Here is a 15990-nt window from a genome sequence, read left to right as displayed (position 1 = left end):
CGAAATGGTTAAAGTCCGACTATCTACGAGGTGACATCGAGATTGCCGCAGCCGCAATCTCGGGTGAATCACAGGTGAGTGATCGGAGTAGGTGTCATGGCGAGCGGCTCGATCGTGGTGTATCCCGGCAAACTAGCCGATGCGGGCAGGCAGTTGAGCGGCAGCGGATCCGCCACCGCCCAGGGACAACTCGCCGCCATCGTCGGCGACCTGACCACTGCCCTGCACAACTACGGATCCCAGACCTGGGGTGACGATTCCTACGGCAAGAAGTTCGCCGACGGGAAGGAAGGCTACGTCGCCGCGCGGGACGATCTGCTGAGCGGCGGCTCCGACATGGCCTCCGTGATCGGCTCGGTCGGCCGCACCCTCATCGACGCCGCCGGGAACTTCACCGGCAACGAGGCCTCCGGCCGCGACAACTTCCGGAACATGTGAGGCTGGACTCGGCCGTATCGTGTCGCTCTACCTGCCGGAAGGTTTGCGCTGGCTGGGCTGGGTCACCGGATCGGAATGGCCCGCCGGCGACGAGGATCGCATGTTCGCGATGGCCCAGGCCTGGCTGGATGCCGCGGACAAGATAGAGAAGGACGTCGCCCCGCTGCTGTCCGCGGCCCGCACCGACGTCACCCACGCCTATCTCGACGGTAGTGCCGTGGCCGCGGTCGACGCGGAGATGCAGCAACTGCTCACCGGCGACAATTCGATCGCCAAACTGGTGGCCGACTACCGGCAGATCGGGACCTCGACCCGGCATGCCGCGACCACCATGGAACAGACCAAGATCATGATTATCATGGCGCTGGTCATGCTGGCCACGCAGATCATCGCGGCCTGGTTGTGGCCGCCCACGGCACCGGGGGTCGAGGCCGCCGAGATCGGCGCCACCCGCGCCTATCTCTACCGGATCACCAACATGGCCCTGGACGCGATCGAGAAGATCCCCGGCGTCGGCAGCTATCTGGTCAAGACCATCCGATTCGTGCCGGTACTCGGCGATCAGCCCGGCAGGCTCGCCGGCATCATCGCGAAACCGTTCACCGAACTGGTCGCGAAGTCGGCCCCGTCGCTGGCCGGCGCCGCCGGGCGGCTCGGCGCCGACGAGGCGCTGGCGCTGTCGCTGGCCAAGATGCCCGAGGGGCTCACCAAATTCCTGATCGAGAAGGCGATCAACAACACCATCTGGGCCGGCGGCCAGGACGTGTTCGTGCAGGGCATCCAGATGGCCGAGGGACATCGGGACAGCTTCGACGCCAAGGAATTCGGCATGTCGGTGACCGCCTCGATCGCCGGCTGGTACGCGGGCGCGGCGGTCGCCACCTACGCCGGGCGGGGCGCCGCGTCGCTGCTGGGCTCGCTGGGAAAGGATGCGACCGGCGGCATCTGGGGCGGCGCGGCCGGCGCCTTCACGGGCGTGATCTCGACCGAGGCCAGTTCGGTGGTCGGCGCGGGCGTCGCCGCGGCCTGGACCGGCACCTTCGACGTCACCGGTCTGTGGCACGGCATGATCGGCGCCGCCGCCAGCAACAGCATCATGGGCGCGCAGCGCGGCTACATCGGCGAGCTCGGCGCGAAGCCCGGCACCGGAGCGCGATTCGACGCCGACGCCCTCAATCTGCACCCGCCCGCCGAGGACGAGGTGGTGCCGCGGCCGGTCCGGGAGAATCAGCCGGTCGGCTCGTTCGACGAGGTACGGCAGCAGATGCAGCAACGTCACCGCGACGAATTGCGCACCGCCGGTGACGATCGTCCCGCGGTGGCCGAGCGGCAGCAGGTGGAACAGTTGCGGCTCAACCGATCCCAGGTGGCGGAGAGGCAGGCCGAACTCGAGGTGGTCCGCACCCGCGGCCGCGCGATCGCGGAGGGGGCCGCGAATCCCGAGGAGCATCCGGATGTCGTGAACGCCAGGGCCCGGCTGAACACCGCTCGCCGCATCGCGACCCGGGTCCGCACCGACACCCAGCGGGCCGGCGAGGCCGCCGGTGGCGAGCACGCGGCGCCCCCGGTGGCTGCCCAGCGGCAGCGCGAGGTCGAGAACCGGGCGCTGCGCGGACGCGGCGCACTCACCGACGACGAGGTCGGCGTGCTCGCCGGCCTGGAACCCGAACTGCCGAACCGCTATCGGAACCAGGACGCCGGCGCCCACCACTACGTCCGCGACACGATCGGCGAACTCGACCGCCGCCGAGCCGAACTCGGCAATGCCGACGCCGAGGTGCGGCGCCGCGTCGCCGCGATCGGTCCCGAACTGGACGAACTCGGCAACACCCGCGCCGAGCACGAACAGGCGCTGGCGACGGCGAAGGACGAGCACGCCGACGCCCGGGATCTGGTGCGGCAGCGCCAGACCGAACTCGACGAGGCCGTCGACGACGCCGCGCGGCAGCAGGCCCGGCAGCAACTGCACGACGCCACCCAGGACGAGCGAACGGCATCCGGGGATGTCGACCGCGCCGCCGCCCGCCTGGAACTCACCGACCGGCGTCTGGCCGCACTGCGCAGCCGCAACGCCCCGGGCGGCGTGGCCGACCTGGACACCGTGATCGACCGCCAGACCGCCGCGGGCACGGAGGTCCGGCGCGCCCACGACGATCTCGATACGGCACTGCGGCAATCGAATCGCGAACTCGTCCGCCGCCAGCAGGAACTCACCGATCTGACGACCGAGCGCCGCGATCTGGAAGGAGCCCAGGCCGTCACCGACGATCGGATCCGGCAACTGAACGAGGCCCGCGCCCGCACGGCCCCGGACGACGCTCGCGCGCTCGCCGACATCGACCGCGAACTCCGTCCGCTCAACGGTGAACGCGATCGCCGCGCCGCCGAGATCGCCGCCCGCACCGCCGCTCTCGGCCGCGCCACCGCTGCCCGCGACCAGTTGATCGACGACCGCGCCCGCGCCCAGGCCGTCGTGGACCGCCTCGACGACATGGGCCGCGCCCGCGACGAAGTACTGCTGCGCTCCGGCAGCACGGAAGTCCGGCTGCGCCGGGAACTGGCCGACCTCGAGAAGAACCTCCGCTTCGAGCGCCAGTTGATCGACGGCGGCTACATGAGCGGAAAACCCAAGAACCGCAAGCACAAACTCGACCAGAGCATGCCGGACCCGTTCGTCGCCCTCACCGCGCCCCCGGAATCCTTCTGGCTCGATCCGGCGGGCACCGGGCAGGGCGGGGGCGGGCAGCCCGGGGGGAGTGGGCCGGACGGTGGTAGTGGTCCGGATGGTGGGGATGGTCCGCATCATGGTGGTAGTGGTCCGGATGGTGGGGATGGTCCGCATCATGGTGGTAGTGGTCCCGATGGTGGAGACGGTCCTCATCCCGGTGACGGTCCCCATGGTGGATCGGGCAGTGGCGTGGGTGGCGGGAGTTCCGTCGGCAGCGATGGGGGGTACACCGGTGGCCCGCCGGGCGGAAGCGGTTCGCCGGGCGATGGTTTCGGTGGTGACGGCCGGCCCGGCCCGGTGCCCGGAGACGGCGGTAGCGGGCCGGGTGACGGTGGTCCGCCCGCCGGTCGGGGTAGCGGCGCCGCGTCGGGCAGTGGTTCCGGTGATGGCGGCCGGAACGGTGGCGGTCCCCCGGGCGAGGGGTGGGCCGGTGGCGTGGGCGACCCCGGTTCCTCCAGTGGCGGCTGGAGCGATGAAACCCCCGGTGACGACTGCACTCCGGCCGACAGCGATGTGCCGGACGATTCGGCCGACGACAGCTCGGACGACGGTGATCCGGCCGACGACGATCAGGAGGCGGAGAACCGATGAGCGACAACGAGTCCGACGGTGAGGCGCTCTTGATCGCCGATGGCAGCCCCGACATTCCGTTCAGCATGACCGCAGCCATGCCAGGGGCCGCACCTGCGCCGGCAGTTGCCGCGGACGTGGCCCCGGGCACGGAGACCACATCTGTTCCCGCGGAAGCACGCTCGGGTGCGGCAGCGAGCGCACCGGAGCCGATGCCACGGTCCGGACCCCTCGCCTCCGAACCCACCCCGATCGCCGCGGTGCAGCCCGTCCCCGGGACCGCCCCGATCCCCGCAACGGCGTCCGCAGTCGAGGATTCGTACGACCCGACCACCGACATCCGGGAGTACGTCACCGGACTCGTCGCCGACATCACCGGCGCACTGCTGCCGGACGCCCCACCCCGGTGGGAACAACTCACCATGACCTGTGCGCTGACCATCTCGGCCATGACGGGTGACGCGATGTTCCTCGATGCCGAGGGCGAGCCGACGCGCGCCGAGATCTCCGACGCCGCCGCGGATCTGGTGCGTCTGCTGCGGACGGTGACGGTTCCACTGACCGGCCGCCCGTGGTGGCGGGTCCGGCTGCGGCGCGACCGATCCGGCGCGACCGGCCACGAATTCGACTACGGTGACCAGCCGTTCCCGCCGACTCAACTGCTGACCCCGGACGACTACCGAGCGGATCTGGAAGCCTTCCCCCTCGACCGGCTACCGGTCTGGCTGGCCGCGCATCTCGACGACCGCCGCCCGCAGCTGCGAACCCCGGCCCAGTCGGTGGTGCGGGCCCGGATCGATCGCGAGGCGGGCACCGTCGCGACGCCGTTCCGGTTCCTCGACCCGGAAACCCTCTGGGCACGTTGGACGACCGTCGCCGCCACCGCGGTGGCCGTCGGCTCCGACTGGGGCCCGAGGATTCTCGGCGCCACCGCGATCTTCGAGGCCACCACCGGCAGCGGGGCGACCCTGCACCGGCTGCCCGGCAACCGGGCCGTGCTGTCCGGCGGCGTCTGGAACGCCCCCGATCTGGACGCCGCCTACAACGACGGCGCCCCGATGCCGGATTACTTTGCCGGAGCGCCGGAATGGGTGTCCGCCCCGGTGCTGAACCCGCGCGTGATCACCGGCCAACTGTCCTTCTGCTACTGGTGGGACGGCGCCGGATGGCACTGCGGCCAGTCACCGTCACCGGCGCGCATCGGCGCCGCCGTCCCCGCACTGTGGACCGCGGAGACGGTCACCGAGGTCGTCTGCGGAGTGCTCGGCCCCGGCGCGGCCGGAGCCGCGGTCCGCGACCTGGTGCTCGCCGCCGAATCCGCCACGGTCACCCGCGACATCGTCGCGGCCGCCTTCGATCTCGACGGTGACACCGATCTGGTCGGCGCCTTCGCCCAATTCGCGCTGGCCGGCCTGGTATCACCGGCGAGTTGACCGCCTCAGCTGGCCACCTGGGTGTCGTCGGTCGGCCCGAACCGGGTGGACAGCCGGTAGTGCCCGGCCGCGACCAGGGTCGCCAGCGCCGCGCGCCGGCTCGGACACGAGCGTGGGCAGGCGCGATGTACCTGCATCAGCCGATGCGCCTCCTCCAGGTCCGCTGGTCGTACATCGGCAGTACAGATCTGGTTGTCGGACACGGTGATCCACCTCCCCGCGGAAGCCGGGCGCCACTGACGAGAACACCCGTTACTCCATGATTGCTCGAACCGGAGGCTGACGCACACCCGAAACGCAGCCGTTACCAACTCTTTGCGTGATCACGGGCAGCCCGTTGCCCTGACGTCGTCTACTTCTCCGGCTGTTTCCCGCTCAGGTGAGCCGGTAGTTGTAGCTGGCGTAGCGCGGCTGATCGCTGCCCGCTTCCTCCCAGGAGTAACCCTTGCGCCCGATGTGGTTCAACCGGATCCGGGAATCCGCCAGGATCGGGAAGCCGCTGCGCCGCGCGCGCTCCGAGAACGCGTAGTCCTCACCGAGATACCAGTGGTCGTTCTCCTCCGGCAGCAGCATCGGCAGGAAATACGGCACCGTGACACGACCGAATCGCTTGTTGCACCACGGCAGCCCCTCGTGCATCCGGATCGCCTCGTACACGCCCCGGTGGGTGAACAGGAAACCGGTTGCCGCGTACTTGATCTCCAGCAGCCCGCCGCCCTCGCCGAACACGATGTTCTCGGTGCCCGGCAGCAGATGGCAAGCCAGCTCGCGGACACCCTTCTTGACATAGATCCCGCAGACCAGCGGAAGATCGTGGGCGAGCAGCATATCCACGGCATCGGCATCGAACCCGATATCCGAGTCGATCCACATGATGCTCTCGAACCCGTCCTGCAGGGCATCGGTGGCCATCTGACTGCGCGCCTGATCGATCGCGGCGTACCCGGTCACCACCCGCACCTTGTACCCGCGCCGCTCCAACTCGTTGAGCCCACGCCCGCACTCCGGCTCCACGTACCCGCCGCACGGAACCAGAACGACGCATCGGCGCGGATCCATCGCTGTCACTCCATCCTCGAACCATCGACACACAGGGCGAACCCCGTCGGAAAGATCGTATGCAGCACGATCTCCGGGCGCTAACCCGCCCGCTCCCGGACGGGGTGGGTGCGCGGGAGCGGCGGAGCGATCCATTGCGCCCGCCGGCCGCGTGTCACCACTGTCACGGATTTCGGATGTCGTGATCGGATAATCCGATACCGGTGCCCCGGTTGACTGGGTCAGTTCGTCCCGCACTGCATTTCGCATTCGCCGATCCGAAGCACTCGGACGGCGAGCCGAGTATCCGAATCCGGCTGCGCCACCGAGCCGGTCGATATGCGCGCCGACATCGACGTTCACAAACCGGAAAATGCCGTCCACTGCGCTGCGATCGAGGGCCGGCGGCGGCCTGCCGGCATTTTTCGCGGTACGGAACGACCAACGGACCGCGCCGATTACGAACTACCGGACGTACCCGCCGAACTGCTGATCTGTGCCGTACCGGAGTTCCTCCGACGGGAATAGCCCACCGATTTTCCGCACTCGGGCCGCGGCGACGTGGGCCGCGTGGTGCTCACGACACTCCGCGCACGACCGAGTCGGCGTCACGGACCTCCGCGTGGCACCGGGTCGTGCGGGGTCACAGCATGTTTCGGCGGAGCCCGGCACGCCGCTGACGCGCCCGGCGAGCGCCATGTCACACCGGGGACAGCTTCGCGATTCGGGGTGACCGGAGTTCGCGTGTCGGGTACGGTGATTCAAGACAGTGAAAAGGGGGCATGTCGGGGTGGTGAACGAACACTTACAACAAGAGGCGGCGAACATCTTCCGTCTCTTCCGCGAACAGGTGACGACCATCACCGACACGCAAAAGCGTGCCTCATCGAGGGTATGCCCGACCTGATCGGGCACACCCGGACAAAGAGCACTCACACCGCAGCGTCCACCGAATTCCTTCGACCGGCCCACGCGGGTCGCCGATTTCGAGTATTCCTATCCCGGATGTCGAGGAACTCGATGTGGACGGCCGCGGCAGTGTGAAAGACAGCGGCTGGTAGTCGCTGCTCGACCGGCGGGTCGGCGCACCCCTCGGCCTCGACCCGTCGGTCGGGATTTTCCGGCTACCATCCATCGACCGAAAAATGCAGAACACCCGAGGATTTCACCGATGACCCCTCCTCTCGCCGGCAACGGCGACCGGCCCCTGCGCCTGGCACGCGTCTACGACCGGCGCGACGATGCCGGTAGGCCGGTCGTCGATCGGCCCGCGATCGACTCCGAACTGCGCGAGGCCCTGCTGACCTACCTCGAAGCGGCCCCGATCGTGCTGGCCGCGCGCAGTTTCGCCGTCGACGAGTTCACCCCCGGGGTACGTGACGTCCCGATGAACTACCGCACCGACGGGACCTGGATCTGGTCGGGCTCGGTGTCCCACTATCTGCGCAAGCACGGACTCTCCCCGGAACCCGACCTGGTCCTGCACATCCTGGACCACAACTTCCGGCTCGACGAGGTCGATGACGAGACCAAGGATCTCGCGGTCTCGGTGATCACCGGCGGCTGACACCGCACGAGCCGCGAACTGCCTGGTGAGCGCGGCAGCAGGGTGCGATCGCCCGATGTTCGCGTTACGATCGGCCCGCGTGTCGGAGCAGCAGAGAGGCCGCCATGACGGGGGTGGATCCATCGGGATGGTTGTGCGTCGACATCGGCACCGACAACACGGCGGCGGCGACCGGCTACGGCCCGGGTGGTGAACCGAAGACGCTGCCGCTCACCGACTCCGGGGAATTCCTGCCTGCCGCGGTGTTCGTGCACTCGTCCACGGCCATGGAGGTCGGCGCCGAGGCGTTGCGCCGGGCCCGCACCGTTCGCGACGGTGTGGTGATCGACCTCAAACAGCGAATCGTGCGCGGTGAGAACAGCTTCGAGGTCGGCTGGAGCAGTGTGTCGTTGCGCGCCGCCATCGCGGCGCTGCTGCGCGCGGTGATCGCCCGCGCCCAGGTCGTGGCGCAACGCCCGGTGACCGGTGTGGTGCTCACCTACCCGCAGTTGTGGTCACCCCCGCAGGTGCAGATCCTGGCCGGGGCCGCCCGGGACATCGGCCTGCCGGAACATCGCATCCGCACCGTGCCGGAACCGCTGGCGGCGGTGCGATTCCATCAACGGACCAGCCCGGTCGCGCCGGGCCGCCGGGTCGCGGTGGTCGATTTCGGCAGTGGCTCACTGGATGTGGCGGTTCTCATGGCCGCCGCCGACGGATCCTTCCCGCTGCTGGCCGCCCGCTCCGACGAATCACTGAACGTGGCCGCCCTCGACACCGCGATCCGGCACTGGATCGCCGACCGGCTCCGCGACCTGGATTCGGAGGTGGCCGAATCGCTCGGCGCCGATTCCGAGGCCGACGACCCCTCGTTCGCCGCGACCATCCGGCTGGCCCGGCAGCGGCTGACCACCGCCACCGGCGCGACGCTGGTGATCTCCGCCGACGGCGAGGACGAGAAGATCACCCTGACCCGAGCCGAATTCGACACCCTGGCACGGCCGTTCGTGGCCCGCATCGGCGATCTGGTCCAGGAGACATTGGAACTCGCCGGGGTGCGCGGCCGCGACGACCTGCACGCGGTCTATCCGACCGGCGGCGGCACCCGTATCCCGATCGTGCAGCACCGCTTGCAGAGCTTCGGCCGGATCGAACGCGACAGCGAGCCGGAAACCGTGACGGCCCGTGGCGCCCTGTGGCATCCGGAACTCGCGGCCGGCGCACTCTCCATCGCCGGCCCCCCGGCCATTACCAGCCGCGCCCCGGATTCCACCGGCCGCACCGACACACTGCGCCGCCTGCCACCGCTGCCGGTGTGGCAGGCCGACACCGCCGGGCCGCCCACCGCGGAACTCGACATCGACACCACACCAGCGCAACTGAAGCAGGTACTGGCGAATCGCCCGCCACCGGCCGGCAGGTCGCGAACCATACCGATCCTGGTCGCCGTCGTCGTGGCGCTGCTCGCCGCGGCCGGGATCGCCGGTTTCGCCGCGACCCGGACCCGGCATCTCGCCGGATCCGTCACCGGCACCGCCGCCGCCCCCACCGTCCTCACCCCCGCGGCTCCGGCGATCCGGGCCACCGTCCCGATCGGCAACAACCCCATCGACGTGGCCGTCCGCTCCGGCTCCGCCTACGTACTCGGCGCCGACTCCACCATCTGGATCGTCGACCTCCGTAGCCGCGCACTGCGCACGGTCGCGCCCCTGGGCCGCTATCCCGCTGCGCTGGTGACGGATTCACGCTATGTCTACGTCACGGCCACCGACCGCCAGGGACACGGCTCGGTCCTCGTGGTCGACGGCAGCACCGGCGCCCTCCAGGCCACCGTCCCGGTCGGGCCCGACGCCCGGCACCTGGCCGTCGATCCCGACCGGCACACCGTCTACGTGACCACCTCCGACGATCGCGACGCCGACCTGGTCGCTCTCGACACCACCACCAGGGCCGTCACCGGCCGACTGCACCTGGCGGCCGGTGCCCGCGACCTCGCGATCAATCCGTTCACCCACACGCTCTACGTGCTGCCCGCTCCGGGCGGCGATCCGGCCGTCCGCGTCGTCGACGGCGCCACCTTGACCCTGTCCGGCACGATCCCCGCCCCCGGCGGCGCCACCGGACTGGCCGTCAACCCGAACGTGCACACCCTGTACCTCACCACCACCGGCGATTCCACCACCGCCGGCGTCATCGTTCTCGACACCACTTCCGGCACCGTGACCACCACCGTCCGGACCGGGCCACCGGGTACCCGCGCCGCCCTGGACCCCGGCAATCACACCGCCTACCTGGCGATCGCCGATCCCGCGGCCGCTCGCCTGGCGGTCGTCGACACGGTCTCCGAAAACGTCACGGCGACAATCCCACTCACCGCCGCGGCCACCGCCGTCGCCGTCGACCCGTCCGACCACGCCGCCTACGCCGTCGGCAACGGCAGCCTGTGGATCATCGGCTCCTGACGGGCGGTGGGGTGGCGCTGCCGCGCGGAGAATTGCAGAATATGGGTCGACAGGCTCGAAATGCCGAGCCGCACTGGGCTGTTCGGTGCGCTACGCCGAAACCGCACAGCAGGGGGAGATATCGCATGCGATATGCAGGAATGTGTGGTGTCCGTGCCGCCGTCGGCCGCGGCGGCCTGCTCGGCTCGATATTGATCGCGCTGATCGCCCTGACCGGCTGTGCCACCACCGTTCCCGGCAGTCCCGAACCCCGGCAGAATTCGGCGCCCTTCTATCTCGCCGTCAACACGCTGCTGACCCAGCCGGTGGGCCACTACGCCGGTACCGCGGCCGACGATTCGGCGCGGTGGGACCTGCGCGCCACCGGCGCCGGAGAGTCGCTGGGCTCGATCGTTCAGGGCGGCAACCGAACCGACGTCCTGGCCGCCGGTGGCCGCACCTACGCGAAACCACCCGCGAACGCCCTGCCCGCCCTGCCCGGTGGCCTGACCGCCCAATCGGTGGCCGGTCGATGGCTCACCGGCACAGACGGACTCACCACCGGCCTGCCGCCGGGTTCCTGGTCGCCGAACACCGTCGGCGCCGCACTCCTGAACGCCCTGGACACCACCCCCGAATTCCCTCGCATCGGCGGCCCCACCGTGCCGGTCGGCACCGACCGAGCCCTCGAGGTCACCACGCCCCTTGGCGTACTGGATGTTTCGGCCACCGCCCCTTACCGCGTCCTGCAACTGAAGCCCGCCCCCGAGGGCCACAGCGTCCCGGCGATCGCCCGCCCCACCCCGACCACCGACGATCCGGGCGCGCAAATCGGCCCCCTGCCGGTCGACAGCTCACCCCTGGCGGACGGCGTCGGCCCGATCATCTTCCTGCCGATGTCACCGGCCGATACCGACCAGGCGTACTCGGACCTGATCGCGCAGACCCGAACCCTCACCGACGCCGTCGACATCGGCGTGAATTTCGATTTCGACGCCGCCGGCGGTCTCAGCTGCGACGACAACACCAGCTGCACGGTCACCAGCCACATCGGCACCACGACCACCGCCACCCGCCAGGCCCGCCTGTCCGGCACCGTCACCGCGTCGATGGCCGCGACGGTCACCGTCAACGGTCGCCCCGCCGGTGGCTGCGACGCCACCGGCGCCCTGCCCATCAACGGCACCGGAACCCTGAGCTGTGTGGACCCCGGCGTCGCCCCCGTCATCGCCGCCATCAGAGCAGAACAACAAGCAAAGGCCAACGCCCAGGCCAGAATCGCGGGCCAGAACGTCACCATCACCTGGACCCTGGACTACCACGCCCACGTCGACATCAAGGCCCTCGCCGGTGTCCAGGCCGAGGTCGATCTCTGGGTGGCCAGCGAGCAGGGCGAACAACGCAACACCGACAACCGCGCCTCCGCCTGCACCCGCAACAGTTTCGTCGCCGGCACCCCCGTCCTGATGGCCGACGGCACCACCCGCCCGATCGAAACCCTCACCGCGGGCGACGAAATCCGCAACGCCACCCCCGGAAGGACCGTCCCGCAGACGAATCGGGTCACCGCCGTCCACCGCACCGACGAAGACCACGACTTCGTCCACCTCACCATTGCGGCCCCGGACACCACCGGCGTCATCGACACGACCGCTGGCCACCGCTTCTACGACACCACCACCGCCACCTGGACGGAAGCCGCCACCCTCACCCCCGGCAACCACCTGCAAACCCCCACCGCCACCGCCGAAGTCCGAGCGGTAACCCCCTACACCGCCACCACCAGCACCTACAACCTCAGCATCGCCGACACCCCCACCTTCTTCGTCGTCGCCAACGGCATCGCCGTCCTGGTCCACAACTGCTCGTTCGCCATGGTCCCCTACGACAGCGACGAACTGAGCCGCGCTGCCTACAAGACCAGGGTCACGACCAACGTCCCGGCCGAACAAAATATCGGCGTCGCCCAGGTACCCGGCTGGAACGACCCCGGAACCGGCGACCTCGTGATCGGAGTCGGCAAGGACGGCGAAGACGGCGCCGACGACCACATCCTCGACCAGCTGAAAGCCCGAGGTTTCGGCCCCGACAAGATCACCGCACTCTACAGCGACCGCCAGCCCTGCCCCGACACCTGCGATCCACTGTCGGCGCAGCTCCTGGCCGGCAACATCCCGATCACCTACGCAATCCCGGCAACCGACGATCCTGTACAACGTGGCGCCTCCACCAACCTGCTGAAGCGACTGATCGAACTGGCGGGCGGCCCGTACTGAGGAGGCTGCCCGCGCCGCCGGCCGAACCTCATCCGCCGACCCGGCTCCTGCCACTTCACCATCCGGTCGTAGTGGGCTTTTCAACTCGGTGATGTCCCAGCCGAACACCCGATTCGGGTGGGCAGCTTGTCGTCGGCGTTCACGAATCTCATTGCTGGCGAGCAGGATTCGATACATCGCGGAGACCGAACATGCTCCCGCGTCGCGCCGGCGGGTCCAGTCGACGATGAGTTCGCCGCTCCGATCGATCGGCCCGAGGGCCCTTCTTCTCACCCGCCACGCCACCGTCGTTCCCGGCGGCCAGTTCGGCAACACTCGACGTCACGCTGAAACAGCCCGATCTCGCCCGTATCGACAGATAACTACGTGGTCACCATGTCTCGGCCGAGTCTGGCAGAGGGGCCCTCCGTGTTGCGCTCTACCCGGTACCCCCGACGGGCTGCCGGAGCGGAAATACGTGTGGCACGATCTCCGGTTGGAATATCGAGGTGAACCTTCACCGGTGCGGTCTTCGAAACGACGCTGCTCGGATCAGGACCCTCTTCTGCGGATGGCTTCGTCGATCGAAATCGGTAAGCCGACGTCGTCCGCGGCTCTTTCGGGCTCGACAATAATTCGAACACAAGGCGGTTCGCAGCTCAGTATCAGTGAATTCTTCGCGTCTCGCCAACGGATGTGCGGGTAGGGCCGTGAAGTCCAGAGCGTGGGTTCGCCGTAACGGGAGATCAGTACAGCCGCCATTCGGTTCGTGATCGCTTGCAGCCGAGAAAGTTCCGGCTCGCTGGTCGCGGACACCGCTGCCACGGGCACGTCCATGGCCACGACATCGCCGTTCGATCCGATCAGGTAGCATTCGCCCGGCACCGCCTGAGTGTCGAAAACGATCCGTCCGGGCTCGAATCGCAGAATCAACCAGCGGTTGGCGAACCTGCCCAGTCCCCCGAGATCGTCCATGCGCCAGGCCCACACGTGATTGCGCATCCCGTCGACGAGCTCCAGCAATTCGTCGTCGTCCATGGCGGACTCAGAGGTCGATGATGCCTGTGCGTCGGGCGCGGCAGTTGGCTCGGGCGTGGTCCGATCGCTGGGCGCCGACGCATCCACCAGGGGTCTGTCTGCCGTGTCACCGGGTGAAATCGTCAGCGGCGAAGGCACATGCGGCGGGTGGACCGTGAGCCCTGACGCGCGAACGGCGATCTCGGGGAAGGTCCGCCAGCGCGCGAATTCTTGCGACGGGATCGTATCGACCGTAACGGTCCATTCGTCGGCCCCGGTGCGCGTCACGCTGATGACCACCGCGGTGACGGTGCGGAACCGCGGGTGGGCCTCGATACGCCTGCCCAACTCGGTACCTATGGGCGCGCTCGGCGTGCCCAGGGTCTCCAGGCCCAGGTTCCGGCACAATTGGTCGAGATGCGCTTGATCGAGTTGCCCTCGGACCGTCACTGTCGAAAGCCGCTTCAGCAATTTCATGTCCGGTCCACTCTCGGAAGGCCGAGCCGGGGCAGTTCTATCGGCCGGTTGCGGTCGTTACCGTTCCATGCGCGGTACGCCAGCTGGGCGGGCTCGGCGACACCGAAAGCATCGCGCAGCCCGATGACGACCATTGTCGCCAGTTGCCGGTAGAGCGCCGACGTGACCGGCCACGGGAGTTCGACCCACCAGTTGTCGGAATCTGTGGGATCGGGTGTCTGCCAACCGACGTCGATCAGGCGTTGCCGATGATCCACGGCCGGCGGCCGGCCCCCGGTCAGATTGGCGTCACCGGTCAATTGGGCTGCCAACTTATCGTCGAGCTGTGCGAACTGCGCGAAGTAGGTCGAATCTGCGTCCGACATGTCGGAGATGACGACCAAGGCGCCGGACGGCAGGTCGGCCAGTTCCTCGACGAGTCCCGCGGCGAAGGTCTCCCAGTCGGTCACAACAGTCCCTGCTTGTCCAATTCATCGATCCGGTCCTGGGACGCCAGGTAGGCATTACGGGCCAGGCGAAGCAGCAGCAAGCTCGGTAGCCGCTCCAGCAACAGTGTCGTTTCTGCTCCTGCCCAGCGTATTTCGGCGTACTTGCCGGGTCTCCGTTGGGTCGGCTCACCGAACGCTCGGGTCAGTGCCGCTGCCATCGAGGCGAACGCATCCTGTACCAGCGCGTGGCCGGATGCATCATCATCTGCGGTGTCGCTGACTTCCAACTCGATGTGGTCGACGCGCCCCTCTTCGAGCCCGAAGGCCAGACCGCTGGACAGGCCGAATCCGGTGTCGAACAATACTCGGCTGGGGCGGGTCAACAGCACCTGCCAGCCGAAGGCGGCCACGAGTTCCGGTACCTCGGCAGTGCGCCACGACCATGTGAAAGACAGTAGGCCGGTGGCCCATTGCGTGATCTCCGCATGGTCCAGTGCGCGCCACTCCGTCATGCAACAGAACCTGGCCGCCGTCTCGGTCGCCCGAGTGAGCGCTGACGACCGAGCCCGTGGAGCTGTTCTCGACTTCTCGACGGTCGGTTGCATCCGATGGCCGAATACAGGAGTTCGAGCTCTTGGATTCGCTGAACGATGATCGCGACCATCCTCGCGCTCTCCTGCGCATGCGCCGTGAATGTTTCACGTATTTGCTCGTTCACCTGATTCATCATCTCCTCCGATCCGTGACGGCCGGGTGCCCTATTCCTCGAAGGTCCCCTGATCCGGCCATGTCCCGATCTGGCTGCGCTTCCAGTCCACCCACGACGTCGTGGCTGCCGCGATCGTGTCGGCCGGGTGATAGTTCAGGCTGTTCTTGTCGATGGTCAGCTGGAATTCCGTCGATGGTTCGGGTGGTCGGCTCAGCGATTCGGTCCGGACCAGGTAGCGGATCGTCGTCGCGGTCTCGTGGGCTCGCTGGATGATCGTCCGGGTGAGCGGGGGGTAGATCTGGGCGCCCTGGACCGGCTGGCCGGTCGAGATCGCCTGGTCGTACATTTCGCCGATCGTCACCGGGTCCAGACTCGCGTGCACTGTCACGATGCCGGTCTCCCGGTGCACCGCGTAGTTGCTCAGGCCCAGGCCGTGTCCTTGGGCGGTTTCCTCCGTGGTGAGTTCCGGACGGCAGATCCACCCGTGCCGACTCGGGATGATCGCCTCGAACCGCTGGCTCGGAAAGGCGTAGGTCAGGTATTCCCGGACCTGTTCCATGGTGTGCAGTTGGGGTGCCACTGTGTGGTCCTCTCCACGAGTCGACGGGTCGGTCAGTACTCGAAGCTTCCGCTCTCCGGCCATACCCCGTTCGACCGGTTTGCGTAGGCCCATGCCTTCGCGTAGCGGCAGTGCACCGGGATTCCGTGCCGGTTCGTTCGGGATCGAAGGCTGCTCTTGTCGATGGTTAGTCGATCTCGGGTCGTCGGTTCCGATGGGATCGTCAGGGATTCGGCCGTTACCCGGTACTCGATCTCGGCCTCGCTCTCCCTTTCTCGTTGGAGCGTCAGCCTCCAGCGGGGTGGATGAACCTGATATCCGGGTATCGGCTGTCCGGACCGGATTGCTTGG

12 protein-coding genes are annotated in these 15990 nt (G+C 68.4%); 6 read left to right on the top strand and 6 right to left on the bottom strand.

What is annotated here, in order from left to right:
* The first annotated feature begins 96 nt into the window (after window positions 1-96).
* From LBW94_RS11900 to LBW94_RS11890, 3 genes are read left to right on the top strand one after another with little or no spacing between them, the layout of a single operon-like run.
* The gene (locus LBW94_RS11900; RefSeq protein ID WP_225061034.1) at window positions 97-438 is read left to right on the top strand and encodes a hypothetical protein; all 342 of its coding nucleotides are present in this window, start codon (window positions 97-99) and stop codon (window positions 436-438) included.
* A 19-nt stretch (window positions 439-457) separates the two neighbouring features.
* Window positions 458-3757 (top strand): hypothetical protein, encoded by a 3300-nt coding sequence (locus LBW94_RS11895; RefSeq protein ID WP_255634976.1) that lies wholly within the window; start codon window positions 458-460, stop codon window positions 3755-3757.
* Entirely contained in the window at window positions 3754-5169 is a 1416-nt protein-coding gene (locus tag LBW94_RS11890) for a hypothetical protein (protein WP_225061033.1), read from the top strand. Before LBW94_RS11895 ends, LBW94_RS11890 begins: the two co-directional genes overlap by 4 nt.
* 5 nt (window positions 5170-5174) lie before the next feature.
* Here the strand turns inward: LBW94_RS11890 and LBW94_RS11885 are convergent, their stop codons facing one another.
* Entirely contained in the window at window positions 5175-5372 is a 198-nt protein-coding gene (locus LBW94_RS11885) for a hypothetical protein (RefSeq protein WP_225061032.1), read from the bottom strand.
* Window positions 5373-5544: 172 nt separating this feature from the next.
* A complete protein-coding gene (locus LBW94_RS11880; protein ID WP_225061031.1) occupies window positions 5545-6228 on the bottom strand; it encodes a hypothetical protein in 684 nt (227 codons plus the stop codon).
* A gap of 1150 nt (window positions 6229-7378) precedes the next feature.
* Between LBW94_RS11880 and LBW94_RS11875 the strand changes: the two genes are divergently transcribed.
* The 3 genes from LBW94_RS11875 (at window position 7379) to LBW94_RS11865 (ending at window position 12470) form a co-directional block, all read left to right on the top strand.
* Window positions 7379-7774: a hypothetical protein gene (locus LBW94_RS11875; protein ID WP_225061030.1), complete on the top strand. Its 396-nt coding sequence runs from the start codon at window positions 7379-7381 to the stop codon at window positions 7772-7774.
* Window positions 7775-7878: 104 nt separating this feature from the next.
* On the top strand, window positions 7879-10215 hold the full coding sequence (locus tag LBW94_RS11870; RefSeq protein WP_225061029.1) for an Hsp70 family protein: 2337 nt from the start codon (window positions 7879-7881) through the stop codon (window positions 10213-10215).
* A gap of 125 nt (window positions 10216-10340) precedes the next feature.
* The gene (locus LBW94_RS11865; RefSeq protein ID WP_225061028.1) at window positions 10341-12470 is read left to right on the top strand and encodes a nucleic acid/nucleotide deaminase domain-containing protein; all 2130 of its coding nucleotides are present in this window, start codon (window positions 10341-10343) and stop codon (window positions 12468-12470) included.
* A gap of 531 nt (window positions 12471-13001) precedes the next feature.
* Here the strand turns inward: LBW94_RS11865 and LBW94_RS11860 are convergent.
* The 4 genes from LBW94_RS11860 to LBW94_RS11845 all read right to left on the bottom strand — a co-directional run bounded on the left by LBW94_RS11860 (window position 13002) and on the right by LBW94_RS11845 (window position 15660).
* On the bottom strand, window positions 13002-13943 hold the full coding sequence (locus tag LBW94_RS11860; protein ID WP_225061027.1) for a DUF6301 family protein: 942 nt from the start codon (window positions 13941-13943) through the stop codon (window positions 13002-13004).
* A complete protein-coding gene (locus tag LBW94_RS11855; protein WP_225061026.1) occupies window positions 13940-14392 on the bottom strand; it encodes a TY-Chap domain-containing protein in 453 nt (150 codons plus the stop codon). The genes LBW94_RS11860 and LBW94_RS11855 overlap by 4 nt, the downstream gene beginning before the upstream one ends.
* Window positions 14389-14883: a DUF6301 family protein gene (locus LBW94_RS11850; RefSeq protein ID WP_225061025.1), complete on the bottom strand. Its 495-nt coding sequence runs from the start codon at window positions 14881-14883 to the stop codon at window positions 14389-14391. Before LBW94_RS11850 ends, LBW94_RS11855 begins: the two co-directional genes overlap by 4 nt.
* Window positions 14884-15129: 246 nt before the next feature.
* Complete coding sequence (locus tag LBW94_RS11845; RefSeq protein ID WP_225061024.1) at window positions 15130-15660, bottom strand: hypothetical protein; 531 nt, start codon at window positions 15658-15660, stop codon at window positions 15130-15132.
* Between the last annotated feature and the right edge of the window lie 330 nt (window positions 15661-15990).

This window comes from Nocardia sp. alder85J (genome assembly GCF_020176955.2).
Taxonomy (GTDB): Bacteria; Actinomycetota; Actinomycetes; order Mycobacteriales; family Mycobacteriaceae; genus Nocardia.
This window is presented reverse-complemented; position numbering and strand designations above follow the sequence as displayed.